The sequence below is a fragment of the Pedobacter sp. NO84 genome, assembly GCF_059703915.1.
This window is the reverse complement of record NZ_AP046575.1, coordinates 1,261,725-1,275,661: the sequence shown is the minus strand read 5'-3', so window position 1 is coordinate 1,275,661 and position 13,937 is coordinate 1,261,725. Positions and strand designations below refer to the sequence as shown.

The 13,937-nt window shown below is 38.5% G+C and carries 13 protein-coding genes; 10 read left to right on the top strand and 3 right to left on the bottom strand.

The window, feature by feature from the left end; translation table 11 throughout:
- The first annotated feature begins 1 nt into the window (after nt 1).
- The 4 genes from AC6H0V_RS05615 (at nt 2) to AC6H0V_RS05600 (ending at nt 5,702) form a co-directional block, all read left to right on the top strand.
- Entirely contained in the window at nt 2–1,471 is a 1,470-nt protein-coding gene (locus tag AC6H0V_RS05615) for a glutamate synthase subunit beta (protein ID WP_497562735.1), read from the top strand.
- 486 nt (nt 1,472–1,957) lie between these two features.
- Entirely contained in the window at nt 1,958–2,578 is a 621-nt protein-coding gene (locus AC6H0V_RS05610) for a (2Fe-2S)-binding protein (RefSeq protein ID WP_497562734.1), read from the top strand.
- Entirely contained in the window at nt 2,575–3,579 is a 1,005-nt protein-coding gene (locus AC6H0V_RS05605; protein WP_497562733.1) for an FAD binding domain-containing protein, read from the top strand. The genes AC6H0V_RS05610 and AC6H0V_RS05605 overlap by 4 nt, the downstream gene beginning before the upstream one ends.
- The gene (locus AC6H0V_RS05600; RefSeq protein ID WP_497562732.1) at nt 3,579–5,702 is read left to right on the top strand and encodes a xanthine dehydrogenase family protein molybdopterin-binding subunit; all 2,124 of its coding nucleotides are present in this window, start codon (nt 3,579–3,581) and stop codon (nt 5,700–5,702) included. The genes AC6H0V_RS05605 and AC6H0V_RS05600 overlap by 1 nt, the downstream gene beginning before the upstream one ends.
- A 425-nt stretch (nt 5,703–6,127) precedes the next feature.
- Here AC6H0V_RS05600 and AC6H0V_RS05595 read toward each other — a convergent pair whose 3' ends face one another.
- The 3 genes from AC6H0V_RS05595 to AC6H0V_RS05585 form a co-directional block, all read right to left on the bottom strand.
- A complete protein-coding gene (locus AC6H0V_RS05595; protein ID WP_497562731.1) occupies nt 6,128–6,790 on the bottom strand; it encodes a YdeI/OmpD-associated family protein in 663 nt (220 codons plus the stop codon).
- Nucleotides 6,791–6,898: 108 nt separating this feature from the next.
- Nucleotides 6,899–7,432: an RNA methyltransferase gene (locus AC6H0V_RS05590; protein ID WP_497562730.1), complete on the bottom strand. Its 534-nt coding sequence runs from the start codon at nt 7,430–7,432 to the stop codon at nt 6,899–6,901.
- A gap of 6 nt (nt 7,433–7,438) precedes the next feature.
- Complete coding sequence (locus AC6H0V_RS05585; protein ID WP_497562729.1) at nt 7,439–8,593, bottom strand: galactokinase; 1,155 nt, start codon at nt 8,591–8,593, stop codon at nt 7,439–7,441.
- A gap of 142 nt (nt 8,594–8,735) precedes the next feature.
- Between AC6H0V_RS05585 and AC6H0V_RS05580 the strand changes: the two genes are divergently transcribed.
- The 6 genes from AC6H0V_RS05580 to AC6H0V_RS05555 all read left to right on the top strand — a co-directional run bounded on the left by AC6H0V_RS05580 (nt 8,736) and on the right by AC6H0V_RS05555 (nt 13,917).
- Nucleotides 8,736–9,776 carry an aldose epimerase family protein gene (locus tag AC6H0V_RS05580; RefSeq protein ID WP_497562728.1) on the top strand — a complete coding sequence of 347 codons (1,041 nt, stop codon included), beginning with the start codon at nt 8,736–8,738 and terminating at the stop codon, nt 9,774–9,776.
- Nucleotides 9,777–9,811: 35 nt separating this feature from the next.
- Nucleotides 9,812–10,234 (top strand): DUF1398 domain-containing protein, encoded by a 423-nt coding sequence (locus AC6H0V_RS05575; protein ID WP_497562727.1) that lies wholly within the window; start codon nt 9,812–9,814, stop codon nt 10,232–10,234.
- 69 nt (nt 10,235–10,303) lie between these two features.
- Complete coding sequence (locus AC6H0V_RS05570; protein WP_497562726.1) at nt 10,304–11,482, top strand: glycosyltransferase family 87 protein; 1,179 nt, start codon at nt 10,304–10,306, stop codon at nt 11,480–11,482.
- Nucleotides 11,475–12,203, top strand: a complete 729-nt coding sequence (locus tag AC6H0V_RS05565) for a methyltransferase domain-containing protein (RefSeq protein ID WP_497562725.1) — start codon at nt 11,475–11,477, stop codon at nt 12,201–12,203. The genes AC6H0V_RS05570 and AC6H0V_RS05565 overlap by 8 nt, the downstream gene beginning before the upstream one ends.
- On the top strand, nt 12,200–13,138 hold the full coding sequence (locus AC6H0V_RS05560) for a glycosyltransferase family 2 protein (protein WP_497562724.1): 939 nt from the start codon (nt 12,200–12,202) through the stop codon (nt 13,136–13,138). The genes AC6H0V_RS05565 and AC6H0V_RS05560 overlap by 4 nt, the downstream gene beginning before the upstream one ends.
- Nucleotides 13,135–13,917 (top strand): polysaccharide deacetylase family protein, encoded by a 783-nt coding sequence (locus AC6H0V_RS05555; protein WP_497562723.1) that lies wholly within the window; start codon nt 13,135–13,137, stop codon nt 13,915–13,917. Before AC6H0V_RS05560 ends, AC6H0V_RS05555 begins: the two co-directional genes overlap by 4 nt.
- The last annotated feature ends 20 nt before the right edge of the window (nt 13,918–13,937 follow it).

The following is a 13,937-nucleotide window of genomic DNA, read 5'->3' as shown; positions in this document are numbered from 1 at the left end:
GATGGGAAAAGTGACAGGATTTATTGAATTCGAAAGAGTTTCGCCTTCGAAAGAAGAGCCCACCATACGCGTACAGCATTACAATGAGTTTTTAGACCCGCTCCCAGCAGAACAACTGAACAAGCAAGCTGCCCGATGCATGGATTGTGGAGTGCCTTTTTGCCAATCAGGCTGTCCGTTAGGCAATGTAATTCCAGAATTTAACGACGCTGTTTATAAAGGAGATTGGCTTAATGCTGCAGAAATTCTGCTTAGTACCAATAATTTTCCAGAATTTACAGGTAGGATTTGCCCAGCGCCCTGCGAAAGCGCATGTGTGTTAGGGATTAACAGATCACCAGTTTCTATCGAAGAGATTGAAAAACATATTATCGAAATTGCGTTCGATAAAGGATATATCAAACCAAATGCACCATTAATTAGAACGGGCAAAAAAGTAGCTATAATTGGTTCAGGTCCGGCAGGCTTAGCTGCGGCAGCACAATTGAACAAGGCTGGTCATGAGGTAGTTGTTTTTGAACGCGACGATGTTCCAGGGGGATTATTACGTTATGGAATTCCTGATTTTAAGCTACAAAAGGATGTGGTAACACGCAGAATTAACTTAATGGAGGAAGAGGGGATTGTGTTTAAATGCAATGCAAATGTTGGAGAAAACATTGAACTAAGTACGCTTTTGAGAGATTATCACGCTTTGGTTCTAGCCGGCGGCTCTACCATTCCACGTGATCTGAATACGTTACAGGGCAGATCAGCTAATGGGATTCATTTCGCCATGGATTTTTTAAAGCAGCAAAATAAACGTGTTGGGAATAGGGAAATACTAGAGAAAGAGCTAAAAGCAACAGGTAAAAACGTTATTGTAATTGGTGGTGGTGATACAGGTTCTGATTGCATCGGAACTTCGAACAGACAGGGAGCAAGATCGGTAACGCAGTTTGAGATTATGCCGATGCCACCGATAAGTAGGACAGAGCACATGCCATGGCCTCAATATCCAATGCTATTAAAGGTAACCTCCTCACATGAGGAAGGTGCTCATCGCAATTGGGCCGTAAATACGCAAAGATTTAACGCTGATGAAAATGGAAATCTAAAATCATTAAGTGTAATTGAAGTACAGTGGGAGATCGACGCAAATGGGAGGGCTCTAGGATTTAAAGAAGTGCCCGGCACAGAAAAAGAGTACCCTTGCGAGTTGGTATTATTGGCAATGGGCTTCTTGCACCCCCAAAAGCAGGGTTTATTAGAGAAATTAGGTGTTGAACTTGATGAAAGAGGAAACGTAAAAGCCATAGAAGGAAACTATCAAACCAATATTCCTAAAGTTTTTGCTGCTGGTGATATGCGCCGCGGACAGTCACTGGTAGTTTGGGCGATCTCAGAAGGAAGAGAAACTGCACGTAAAGTGGATGAATATCTAATGGGTTACAGCAAACTGCCATCAAAAGATGCGGTTGCGTATGCGTAGGGCGATACGTGTTTGGCGTTAAGCGATACGCGTTGGGGGTAAAGCGGTATTTGAGTTTGGCCGCAGATGAGCAGATCTGGTTAATCTAATCTGTGAGCGTTGGTCTAGATTTGAAATCCGACCTATGAACTGCGGTCCCGATAACTATCGAGATGCAATCCTCACAGTATTGCTGAGGGGAAACTGTCCTTCCCAAGCACCACTGTCTTTGCATTATAAACCTTATTGAAATGGAAAGCCTTTTTGGCGTTTGGGTTAGAAGGCAACCCAAAAAGCTTGGAATGAAAAGAAGGACTGTTTTAAGCGAAAAAGCCCAGGGCTTGATTTTCTTAGCTTCTATCAAAGTCAACCCTAAGGCATCATGCCATCTGCATTAAAATGCTCAACTCCAAGCGCCCACCCTAGACTCCTTCTAAATTACTCATTCCGTTTTAAACTCAATTCTTAATCCCGATATTAGAGCAATAACCTTATACCTGTTTGATTATGCCTAAAATCGACAATCCACACTCTGGGGATACACGCCGAGATTTCCTAAAGAAAACCTCGTTATTTACAGCCTTATCTTTAACACCACTAACGGTATTAAAAGCAGCGGATAACAAAGTTGATGAAAGGTTCGCTGAACTTTTCGAGAAAATCCCTTTAAACCTTAAAGTAAACCATAAATCCTATGCGTTAAAAATTGAACCAAGGGTTACGTTATTGGATTTGTTAAGAGAAGAGCTGCATTTAACGGGAACGAAAAAAGGCTGCGACCACGGACAATGTGGAGCCTGTACCGTACATGTTGATGGCAAAAGGATTAACTCTTGCTTAAGTCTTGCGGTAATGAATGAGGGAAAAAATATCACTACCATCGAAGGGTTAGCAAATGGTGAAGAACTTCATCCTATGCAGGCCGCATTTATTAAGCATGATGGTTTTCAATGTGGATATTGCACACCAGGGCAAATTATGAGCGCTGTAGCTTGTGTACGAGAAGGGCATGCCAATTCGAAAGAAGAAATCAGGGAATATATGAGTGGAAATATCTGTAGGTGTGGAGCTTATCCAAACATAGTTGATGCTATTGTTGAAGTTAAAGAGAAGGGAGCGCAACTATGATCAACTTCCAATACCTCAGAACTGCGGTAGTTAAAACGGCTATAGGTTTAATGGCCAAAGACCCAAAATCAGCATTCATAGCTGGCGGCACAAACCTCGTTGATCTTATGAAAAGAGGGGTAACTGCCCCAGAAAAACTGATTGATATCAATAATTTGCCTTTAAAGAAAATCGAGCTCATCAACTCTATTTTGCATATCGGAGCGTTAACTACCAATTCAGATCTTGCTGAAAATGCGCTGGTAAAAGAAAAATTCCCTTTGTTAATGTTAGCACTACAATCGGGTGCTTCGGCACAGTTGCGAAACATGGCTACCGTAGGGGGAAACGTAATGCAACGTACCCGATGCGGCTATTTTTACGATACCACGATGCCCTGTAATAAACGACAGCCCGGCAGTGGTTGCGCTGCGCTTGATGGTTACAACAGGATGCATGCTATCTTCGGCACAGCTCCAGAAAGATCTTCTTTAGAAAAATCGTGCATCGCGGTGCATCCAAGTGACATGTGCGTAGGTTTAGCGGCTTTAAATGCACAGATCGTAATAGCATCTGCCAAGGGCGAAAGAAAAATCAATTTCACCGACTTTCATCGCTTGCCTGGGGCCATGCCTGAAAAAGATAATAATTTACAAAAAGGAGAATTGATTGTTAGATTAGAAATTCCGGTTAATAATTTCAATAAGAATTATCATTATTTAAAAGTAAGAGACCGTTCATCCTATGCTTTTGCCTTAGTTTCGGTCGCGGCAGCACTCGAGTTAAAAGATAATACCATAGTTAATGCCAGATTGGCAATGGGTGGTGTGGCACATAAGCCTTGGCGGCTGACCGAATCCGAGAATTTCTTAAAAGGAAAAACAGCTAATCAGGCTAATTTTGAAGAAGCAGCTAGATTGGCGATGATTGGGGCTAAAGGATTCGGAGAAAATAATTTTAAGCTAAAATTAGCACCAAATTCCATCGTAGAAGCATTAACTGTTGCTAAAACTAAAGCGTAATGAGAGATTTATTTAGAGACGAAAATGATCGTGTTGATGGCATCGAAAAGGTAACCGGAAAGGCGAAATATTTTGCCGAGTATCAAGTACCAGGCTTAACCTATGGTGTGTTGGTTACAAGCAGCATTACCAAAGGGAAAATTACCAGCATCGATAGTAAGGCCGCATCTAATGCACCTGGTGTTCTAGGAGTATTATCGCACCTTAATAAACCTGCGGCTCCGGCTTACGAGCAAACTACCGGTTCGCCATTTAAAATATTTTACACAGACGAAATCTTTTTTAATGGTCAGCCTATTGCGATGGTTGTGGCCGACACCTTCGAACGGGCTACCTATGCAGCATCGTTAGTTAAGGTTGCTTATCAAAAGGCCGAATTTAACACCAACTTCGAAAAAAGTGTGATGGATACGGGTGCAAAGAAGCTTCAAGGCAATCCACCCTATGTTAGGGGCATAGCCGATGCTTACAAAACCGCAGAAGTTAAATTAGAGCAAACCTATACCATGCCCATAGAAACGCATAATCCGATGGAATTGCATGGTATGATTGCCGATTGGCGAGCAAACGATCAGGTTACCGTGTATGCTAAAACCCAAGGGGTGGTTTCAACCCAATCTACAATTGCCAGGGTATTTAACATTCCAAAAGAAAACATTCAGGTGAATGCTGAATTTGTTGGCGGAGGATTTGGGATGGCACTTAAAACATGGCCATTGGAAATAGCAACCGTAATGGCTTCTAAACATCTAAAACGACCGGTTAAATTAGTGATTACGCGGGATCAGATGTTCACTATGGTAGGGAATAGACCAGCCGCACATCAAACCATTGGCTTGGGTGCAACAAAAGATGGGAAAATTACGGGCATTACCCATACTGCTTTCGGTCAATCGTCAACATACGAAACCTTCACAGAGGGAGTGGTTAATATGAGTAAATTTATGTACCAATCTGATAATGTGAATACTAATTATTATGTTGTTCCATTAGATACTAGCGTTCCAATTTGGATGCGTGGTCCTGGTGAAGCTACGGGTGCTTTTGCCCTAGAAAGTGCTATAGATGAAATGGCGCATGCTTTGGATATGGATCCATTAACCTTTCGTATAAAAAATGATCCTGAAAAAGATCAGTCACAAAATAGGCCCTTTTCAAGCAAGTATATTAAAGAAGCATATGAACTGGGTGCAGAAAAAATTGGTTGGAAAAATAGAAAAAATAAACCTGGAAGCACTATTGATGGGCAATGGCAGGTAGGTTATGGTGTTAGTATCGGAGTTTTTAATGCAGGGCGAGGCAGGGCAAGCGTTAAAGGGATCTTAAAAGCGGATGGAACGTTGGTACTTCAAAGTGCGGTAACAGATATTGGTCCGGGAACAGGAACAGGAATGACCTTAATTGCAAGTAAATTAATGAATATTCCAGTAAACAAAATCAACTTCGAGTTGGGCGATTCTTCACTACCACCAGCGCCTAGTCAAGGTGGATCGGCTACACTTTCTACGGTTGGTACAGCAGTAAGTGACGTTTGTATGGCTTTAAAGGCTACTATAACAGAATTGGCTGCTAACTCCAATATGGATGCAACATCCAACTTTGTGGATGTGCTTAAAAAGAATAATTTACCAATGATTGAGGTTACAAAACAATCTCAGGCCAATACAGAAGGGAAAAACTATGCCATGTATTCGTTTTCAATCCATTTTGTGCAGGTAAGAGTACACCAATTAACGGGTGTAGTTAAAGTGAGTAAAATTGTATCTGTTGGCGATTCCGGTAAAATAGTTAGTCCGAAAACTGCCCGGAGTCAAATGATTGGCGGCGCAGTTGGCGGAATTGGTATGGCACTAACAGAAGAAGCGATTCTGGATAACAGGTATGGAAGATATGCAAACAACAATTTTGCCGACTACCATGTTCCCGTAAATGCCGATGTACCTGATATTGATGTGATTTTTATTGATAAGCCCGATCTAATCGTAAATCCTATGGGCGCAAAAGGAATGGGAGAAATAGCCTTGATCGGTTTTGCAGCAGCAGTGGCCAATGGTGTCTTTAATGCCAGCGGTAAAAGAATTAGGAGCCTACCGATTACGCCAGACAAGGTTTTGTTGGCTTAGTTTAAGTTGCAATTCATTATTTTTCACCACCTCAGGCACCTAAGGGCATCTAAGTTTACTTCCCCGAGCTGTCGGTCTGAGTTTGTCGAATAACTGAATACTGGAAATTGTTAACTGTAAACTTTTTCACCATCTCAGACATCTAAGGGCATCTAAGTTTCTTCCCCAAGCTGTCGGTCTGAGTTTGTCGAATAACTGAATACTGGAAATTGTTAACTGTAAACTTTTTCACCATCTCAGACATCTAAGGGCATCTAAGTTTACTTCCCCAAGCTGTCGGTCTGAGTTTATCGAATAACTGAATACTGGAAATTGTTAACTGTAAACTTTTTCCCCATCTCAGACATCTAAGGGCATCTAAGTTTGTAGGTTACCATTCGACTCTTGGGCTTCTGGACTTCCGGACTTTCTGACTCCCCTACAAACTACTTTTCACTAGGGTTTTTCTTTCCTATCGCTAATTTTTCCACGGTTTTTTCGATACGATCTAATCTAGTCTTTTCCTGTTTTGCAGTTAAAACCCATAGTACGTATTCTTTGCGGTTAGAGTAGGAAAGCTGTTCGTAAAAGTTTAATGCAAGCGGATTTGTTGTAAGAGCCAATTTTAGATCTTCAGGTAAGATTACGGTTTTGTTGGTAACGTCGATATAATTTCCAAAATCACTTTGTGTGATCTGGGCATTACCCTGGCCGGAGCGTTTTGTAGCGCTTTCTGGTTTTATCCTTATGGCGGTCCATGTTTCATTAATTGCTGCTGATGCACAAGGAGTGAGGTTCAATGCTTTTAATTCGTCCCAGCTTTGCATTAGATTTAAATCGCCAGCCAATTTAGATTTTGCTTTTGGGTATAAAATCCAGCAAATCAATTTTTCATCAATTAAATTTATTTCTGCCGTCAGGGCATCAACCATATCCTGTTTGTTTATTGCAAAAACAAGAAGGGCATTCATGTTTGTTGATTCATCAAAAGAAAACCCAATATCCCCAGGTACTGATCCGAAAATTTCAGTAAAATTAGCTGGGGAGTTGATGATGTTAACCCAGAAGCCTGACTTGATGTGAAGTTTCTTTAAAAGTAAGTTTTCCATAAGGGATAAGCGTTAGGCGTTAAGCGATAAGCGTTAGGGGTTAAGCGTTAGAGTAAGTTATTACCCATCATTAAAATATTCTCATATCTCTTGTCTCATATCTCATATCTAATTCAGCTTCAATTTCGCGAAAAAGTCCCATAAAACAATACCTGCGGAGATTACGATATTAAATGAATGTTTGGTTCCAAACTGGGGTATTTCTATACAATGATCTATTTGTTGCATTGCCTCATCACTTACCCCATTTACCTCATTACCAAATATAAGGGCATATTTTTGATCAGAAGATGGGGTAAATAAATTAAGCATGGTACTATTTTGAGCCTGTTCTATAGCAATGATTACATAACCGTCTTGCTTTAATGAATCAATGGCCTTTAAGGTATCATCAACATATTCCCAATCTACAGCAAGAGTAGCCCCTAAAGCGGTTTTCTCTATTTCACGATGTGGAGGCTGCGCTGTTATTCCACAAAGCACTACTTTTTCGATTGCAAATCCATCCGCAGTGCGAAATACCGATCCAACATTGTGCATACTCCTTACATTGTCTAGCACCACTACAACCGGCAATTTTTCCTGTTCCTTAAATTCTTCGACATTTACCCGATTAAGTTCGTCTAGTTTCAGCTTTTTCATCACTTTTTAGCTAATTCGTTGAACTCCATTTCCAATCTGATGGATATAAATTGTAGTAGGATAGCCAATCCTCTCCACATAATAATCGGTTAGTTTCTTTGCAAAATCCTCTTCGGTGCCTTTTTTAAGCAAGGCTATAGCACAACCACCAAATCCTGCGCCTGTCATCCTTGCGCCAATTACATTTTCGTAATCCTTACAAAAATCAACAATCGTATCAAGTTCTACTCCTGACACTTCATACAGTTCTCTCAGCGATTGATGAGAGGCGTACATTAACCTGCCAAATTCGTCCAAATGGCCCGAATTAAGCGCTTTAGCTGCCAAATTTACCCTATCATTTTCTTTAACAACATGGGTAGCTCTTTTTAAGATCACTTCATCTTTAATCAGGTAACTGTGCAGCGCGAATTTTTCGGCGGTAAGCTCACATAAATTATTGATATTAATTTCTTGTTGGAGTGCTTTTAAAGCTACCCCGCATTGTTCGAACCTCTCATTATACTTTGATTCTTCTAATTTTCTGCTTTTATTGGTATTGATGATAGCCAACACATAATCGCCTAGTTCACAATCTACCACTTTATATTTTAACGTATCACAATTTAGAACCAAGGCTTTGTTAGCTTCGCCAAATGCTACTGCGAATTGGTCCATAATGCCAGAATTTAGTCCTATAAAGTTATTTTCAACTCTTTTGGAGAGCTTAACTAACTCCAGTTTATCATGACCAAGGTGATAATAATCATTTAATGCATAGGCAGTTAAAACCTCAATAGAAGCTGATGAAGATAAACCCGCACCTATTGGAATATTGCCGTAGTACAATAAATCCATCCCACCAGATAGCCAATCAAACTGATGTAGTTCATGAAAAACTCCCAGCGGATAATTAAACCAGTCGTTCCCTGTCTTGGTATAGTTTTGTTGAATTGGAAATGATTGCTCTTCTTCAAAATTAACACTACTAAACCTAATAACCTGGTCATTATTGGGTGCCATCAATAACCATGTCCCGGCGGTAATAGCGCAAGGCATTACCAAACCACCATTATAGTCGATATGTTCTCCGATTAGGTTTACTCTGCCAGGAGCAAAATAAGTTGCCGCTGGTTGCTGTTTATATTTCTCTAAAAATGTCTCAATTAATTGGTTCTCCATAAAAAATATTGGCAGATTGAAAGTTAAAATTGTAAATTTAGCCGATGGCCTAAGATACAATTTATGATCCCGACATGATTAAATTGTTATAAAAAAAATAGATGGAATAAGTAATTGCCATTCCGACCAAAATAAACCATAGATGAAAGTAAAGCAAATAAATACAGGGATTTTTATTGAAGAAAAAGAGGTAATTGCAGTAGAACTAACGAATGATAAGGGTAGCTATGTTAAAATATTTAATTACGGTACTATCATTAGCCACTTTATAATTAAAAACGCCGAAGGAAAAACACAGGATATTGTACTGGGATTCGATGAATTCGAATCATATATCAGCCCTGCGTACAAATCGAACTATCCTTATTTAGGTGCAATAATTGGCCGCTACGCCAATAGGATAGCGAATGCAAAGTTTAGCATTAACTCAAACGACTATCAGGTAGCTAAAAATAATGGCAACAATTGTTTACATGGAGGAAACTCTGGTTTTGATAGTAAAATATGGGACATTATTGAAGTTAATGAACCTCGGGCAAAGGTTACATTTCAGTATTTAAGTTTAGATGGAGAAGAAAATTTTCCTGGAGATTTAGGCATCCAGCTTTCTTTTGAGTTAACAAATTTCGATGAGCTAATCCTAAGCTACACAGCAGATACCGATGAGGCCACTGCAGTAAATTTAACTCACCATAGTTACTTCAATTTGTCTGAAAGCGGCGGAAAGATCACTAACCATATCCACTATATGAATGCCTCCCATTATTTAGAACAGAATTCTGATTCGGCAGCAACGGGAAACCTGATACCGGTAGATCATACGCATCACGATTTTAGAGAGGGAAAAGCAATAGGCGAGGGCTGGGATGAGGAATTAGGGTATGATCAATCCTATGTATTAGATAAGGAGTATGGGGCATTAACTTTGGCAAGTAAAACCATAGAACCTAAAACCCGACTTACTTTATTGGTATACAGCACCGAACCCGTTGCACATTTCTATACAGCGAAATATTTAGATGTTGAAAACGGAAAACAAGGTAAACATTACCATCCATTTGAGGCCTTTTGCGTAGAAACCCAACATCATCCCAATGCAATAAACATTCCTCACTTTCCAAATACGATATTAAGACCTGGCGAAATTTATACTCAAACTACAATTTATAAAGTTGTAGTATAAGTGTCTTTGTTTGTTTAACTTAAATTTAAAAAGTTATGTTCACCATCGAAGAAATCCAACTAGCAAAACAACGCATGAACTCTGGTGCAGATTTCCCCAAATTTGCTGCTGAGCTGAAGGCAATGGGCGTAACCAGATCAGATACCTATGTTATAAATGGCATGGCTATTTATTTTGGTCAAGGCGATGAAACCGTTGAAGGCCACCCGGTCTACGAAAGTTTATTGATCGAACCAACAGTTTCCGTGCAAGAATTTAAGGATGCCTTAAAAGCCAACCAACAAGGCGAAACAGATTTTCAGACTTTTTGCAGAGAAGCCGCCTCTTCAGGGGTCGAAAAATGGATTACCGATCTCAACGCAATGACAGTTACTTATCTGGATGCTGCCGGAAATGAGGTGTTGAAAGAAAATATTCCCCTACAGAGAATAATTGTAACAAATATGTTGGATAAATAATATTTTTTGTTCAAATTGGGATGAATCTAATTTCTTGATGAATTACTTCATTAGATCAACAGAGAATAAATGCGCTCAAAATCTATATTCAATAATATCATTAACTTTTTATTCCATAAACGCACTATCATTTGTGTTTACATCCTGTTGGCAATTGTTTCTACACTTAAACAGTATTTGCACGGATCGTACAACAATTACTTGATTTTTAAATATGTCTTTTGGCATACATGGGAGCAAAAACCACTTTATAATTTGGATACCGAATACTTGGACATGAACCATTATGGTCCTTTTTTTTCGATTATAATTGCGCCCTTTGCTATTTTGCCCGATTGGCTAGGTACACTGCTATGGAATATAGCAAATACTGTGGTTTTATTGATAGGAATTTTTTCGCTGCCCTTACCCAATAAGTACCTTAAATTGATCGCATGGATCTGTGCGCATGAATGTTTAACCTCTCTATTTTCGTTTCAGTTTAATGTAGGGATAACGGGCCTAATTCTCTTGTCGTTTGCTTACATGGAGAAACAAAAAACTATTAAAGCGGCTTTTGTAATTGCAGTCGGTTTTTTGGTAAAATTATATGGCGTTGTTGCCCTTGCTTTTTTCCTATTTTACAAAAAGAAACTCAATTTTATGGTTTGGCTGCCAGTAACATTGATTGTACTCTTCTGTTTACCGATGTTGATTTCAAGCCATTCTTTTATTATCAAGAGTTATCACGACTGGTTCCTTTCGCTCACTGCAAAAAATTTGGATAATGAAGTTAATCTCATGGCAGATATCTCGTTTCTAGGCTTTGTGAGGAAAACCTTTGGATTACACATCCACGTTTTATATGGTTGTGCATTTGCAGGCTTACTCTTATTAATAGTACTAATGCGTACTAAAATGTATCAATTTAAAACCTATCGTCTATTAATTTTAAGTTATGTGCTCTTGTGTTTGGTGCTCTTTAATACAAACGTAGAGTCGCCAACTTACATTATTGGATTTTTAGGTTTAGCCATATGGTTTACCCTCGTAGAAAAATCAGCTTACACCTACTTTTTATTGATCTTCGCCATCATTCTAACGAGTTTTTCCCCATCCGATCTTTTTCCAAAGTTCATAAGGCAAACCTATGTTATTCCCTATGCGCTAAAAGCAGTACCATGTATCCTAATTTGGTTTGATATCACCTATAGGTTATTATTCATTAAGTTTAAAGAAAGACAAGAACTGGAACCCACAAATGCATAATACTGGGCAAAAAAATACCACTTGGGAAGCATTTTGGAAGAAAAATCCAACTGGATTTAATTCTACTATGGCACAATCAACTTTGTTCTTTGCGAAAAAGTTAAATGAGGTTTATCCAATAAAGGATACTGATCGCTTTTTGGATATTGGCTGTGGACCGGGATTTTTGATTGATTATTTAAAAGACAAGTGCGAGTTTGTTCATGGAACAGATATTTCCGAAAAATATATAGAAATATGTGAAAAGGCTTTTGCGCCTTATAAAAACACGAAGTTTAGTTTAAGCAAGGTTTATGATTATAGTCAATATCATACCCTCATAGTAGATGAACACATAAACAGGGTAATTTTTTTAAGTATTCTTCAATATTATTCCTGTAAAGAAGAAATTAAGAAATTGATAGAGAGTTTAAAGAAAGCTGCAGAGCAACAGCCCTTTAGTTGTTTGTTGGCAGATATCATTCCAACCAAACATTCAACATTTGGGGATATCTTTAGTATTGTTAAACATGCCATTAAGAATGGATATACCTTAAAATTTATTCGATTTTTAGCTTATGCGATGTTTTCAGAGTACAGGAATATTAAGAAAAATGGTTTTTTACAAGTTGAAGAATCCTATTTTATCCAGATAGCTGAGGAAATGAAAATAGACCTTAAAATTATAAAAGATTTAACCATGCATACAGGCAGATATAGTGTTTTAATAGATTTTAAATGAAGAAACTAGTATCCATAGTAATTCCGGCCCATAATGAGGAAGAAAATATTATCGTTATTGTAGATAGGATCGATAAGGTGTTTCAAACTTTAACTTATGATTATGATATTTTAGTAGTTGATGACGGTGGAACAGACAAAACCCTTGCGGTAATTGAGGAATTAGCTAGAACAAAAAGTAATTTTTATTATATCGAGTTCTCCAGAAATTTTGGCCATCAACCAGCGCTAAAAGCCGGCCTAGATTTTGCCCAGGGCGATTGTGTAATCTCATTAGACGCGGATCTACAACATCCACCAGAGCTTTTTAAACAAATGCTAGAGAAATGGGAGGAGGGTTACGAAATTGTTTATACCCGTAGAAAAGAGGATAAATCATTATCTCTAAAGAAAAGAAAATCATCCTATTATTTCTATAAGCTGCTTAATTCTCTATCTGACATTGAGATTGAACCCGGAACCGCTGATTTTAGGTTAATCGATAGAAATGCCGTAAATATTTTTAAAAACTTTAAAGAAAATGATCTCTTTATTAGGGGATTGGTTAAGTGGCTTGGGTTTAAACAATATGCAATAGATTACGTTCCTGAGAAAAGATTCGCTGGTGCCAGTAAATATAATGTTTCTAAAATGAGGCGTCTGGCTATCCAAGGTGTAACTTCATTAAGTGTTAAACCATTGCATACCGCAGTTTATCTCGGCTTCTTTTTCTCTTTTACCTCTTTGTTTTACGTACCTTATGTGTTCTATTCAATTTATATCGGACAAGAGGTTAGTGGTTGGGCATCTTTGATAATGACGGTTGCCTTTTTCGGCGGATTACAATTAATTATTTTGGGAATTATTGGTATCTATATTGGAAAAATGTTTATGCAAACTAAGAACAGACCTAATTATATCATCCGATCATCCAATATTCCAGGTATCATTCAGTGATTTTATTAAGTTTTGATATTGAGGAATTTGATATGCCATTTGAGTATGGTAAAACGATTAGGTTCGAAGATCAGATCAATATCTCCGTTACCGGAACACACGCAATTTTAGATCTTTTAAAGAAACACCGGTTTAAGGCTACATTTTTTTCGACGGTAATCTTTGCAGAAAATGCCCCGGAGGTGATGCAAAGGATCAAAACCGAAGGTCATGAATTAGCTTCACACAGTTATTTTCATTCACAATTCGAAATTAAAGATCTTATAGGTTCAAAGCAAAGGCTCGAAGAAATCTTTAATGCGCCAATTTATGGCTTCCGAATGCCAAGAATGATGCCCGTTGACGAGAGGGAAATCGCTACCGCGGGATATGTGTACAATAGTTCTATCAATCCAACTTTCCTTCCCGGAAGGTATAACAATCTGAATATTTCCCGTACGTACTTTAAGAATGAAGGAGTGCTTCAATTACCCGCATCAGTTAGCCCATCGCTAAGGATTCCCTTGTTTTGGCTCTCATTTCATAATTTTCCGTTGTGGTTTTATAAATATTTAGTGGGCAAAAGCATTAAAAAAGATGGCTATTTAAATATTTATTTTCATCCATGGGAATTTACCGATCTAAAGGATAAACAACGTTTTGGCTTTCCGAGTTATGTGAGCAGAAATTCGGGCCATAAAATGATTGAAAGAATGGATCTGTTTCTCTCGTGGCTTAATAAAAAAGGTTACCCCAATTGCACTATTTATGAGTTTGTTAAAAATTTGGAAAGCACTTAACGCCAAACGCTTATCGCTTT

Excerpts from the sequence above, each read along its gene's own strand:
- AC6H0V_RS05615 (WP_497562735.1), top strand. The coding sequence starts at position 2 with ATGGGAAAAGTGACAGGATTTATTGAATTCGAAAGAGTTTCGCCTTCG.
- AC6H0V_RS05580 (WP_497562728.1), top strand. The coding sequence starts at position 8,736 with ATGAAAGTAAAGCAAATAAATACAGGGATTTTTATTGAAGAAAAAGAG.
- AC6H0V_RS05570 (WP_497562726.1), top strand. The coding sequence starts at position 10,304 with ATGCGCTCAAAATCTATATTCAATAATATCATTAACTTTTTATTCCAT.
- AC6H0V_RS05600 (WP_497562732.1), top strand. The coding sequence starts at position 3,579 with ATGAGAGATTTATTTAGAGACGAAAATGATCGTGTTGATGGCATCGAA.
- AC6H0V_RS05595 (WP_497562731.1), bottom strand. The coding sequence starts at position 6,790 with ATGGAAAACTTACTTTTAAAGAAACTTCACATCAAGTCAGGCTTCTGG.
- AC6H0V_RS05605 (WP_497562733.1), top strand. The coding sequence starts at position 2,575 with ATGATCAACTTCCAATACCTCAGAACTGCGGTAGTTAAAACGGCTATA.
- AC6H0V_RS05560 (WP_497562724.1), top strand. The coding sequence starts at position 12,200 with ATGAAGAAACTAGTATCCATAGTAATTCCGGCCCATAATGAGGAAGAA.
- AC6H0V_RS05575 (WP_497562727.1), top strand. The coding sequence starts at position 9,812 with ATGTTCACCATCGAAGAAATCCAACTAGCAAAACAACGCATGAACTCT.
- AC6H0V_RS05610 (WP_497562734.1), top strand. The coding sequence starts at position 1,958 with ATGCCTAAAATCGACAATCCACACTCTGGGGATACACGCCGAGATTTC.
- AC6H0V_RS05590 (WP_497562730.1), bottom strand. The coding sequence starts at position 7,432 with ATGAAAAAGCTGAAACTAGACGAACTTAATCGGGTAAATGTCGAAGAA.
- AC6H0V_RS05565 (WP_497562725.1), top strand. The coding sequence starts at position 11,475 with ATGCATAATACTGGGCAAAAAAATACCACTTGGGAAGCATTTTGGAAG.
- AC6H0V_RS05585 (WP_497562729.1), bottom strand. The coding sequence starts at position 8,593 with ATGGAGAACCAATTAATTGAGACATTTTTAGAGAAATATAAACAGCAA.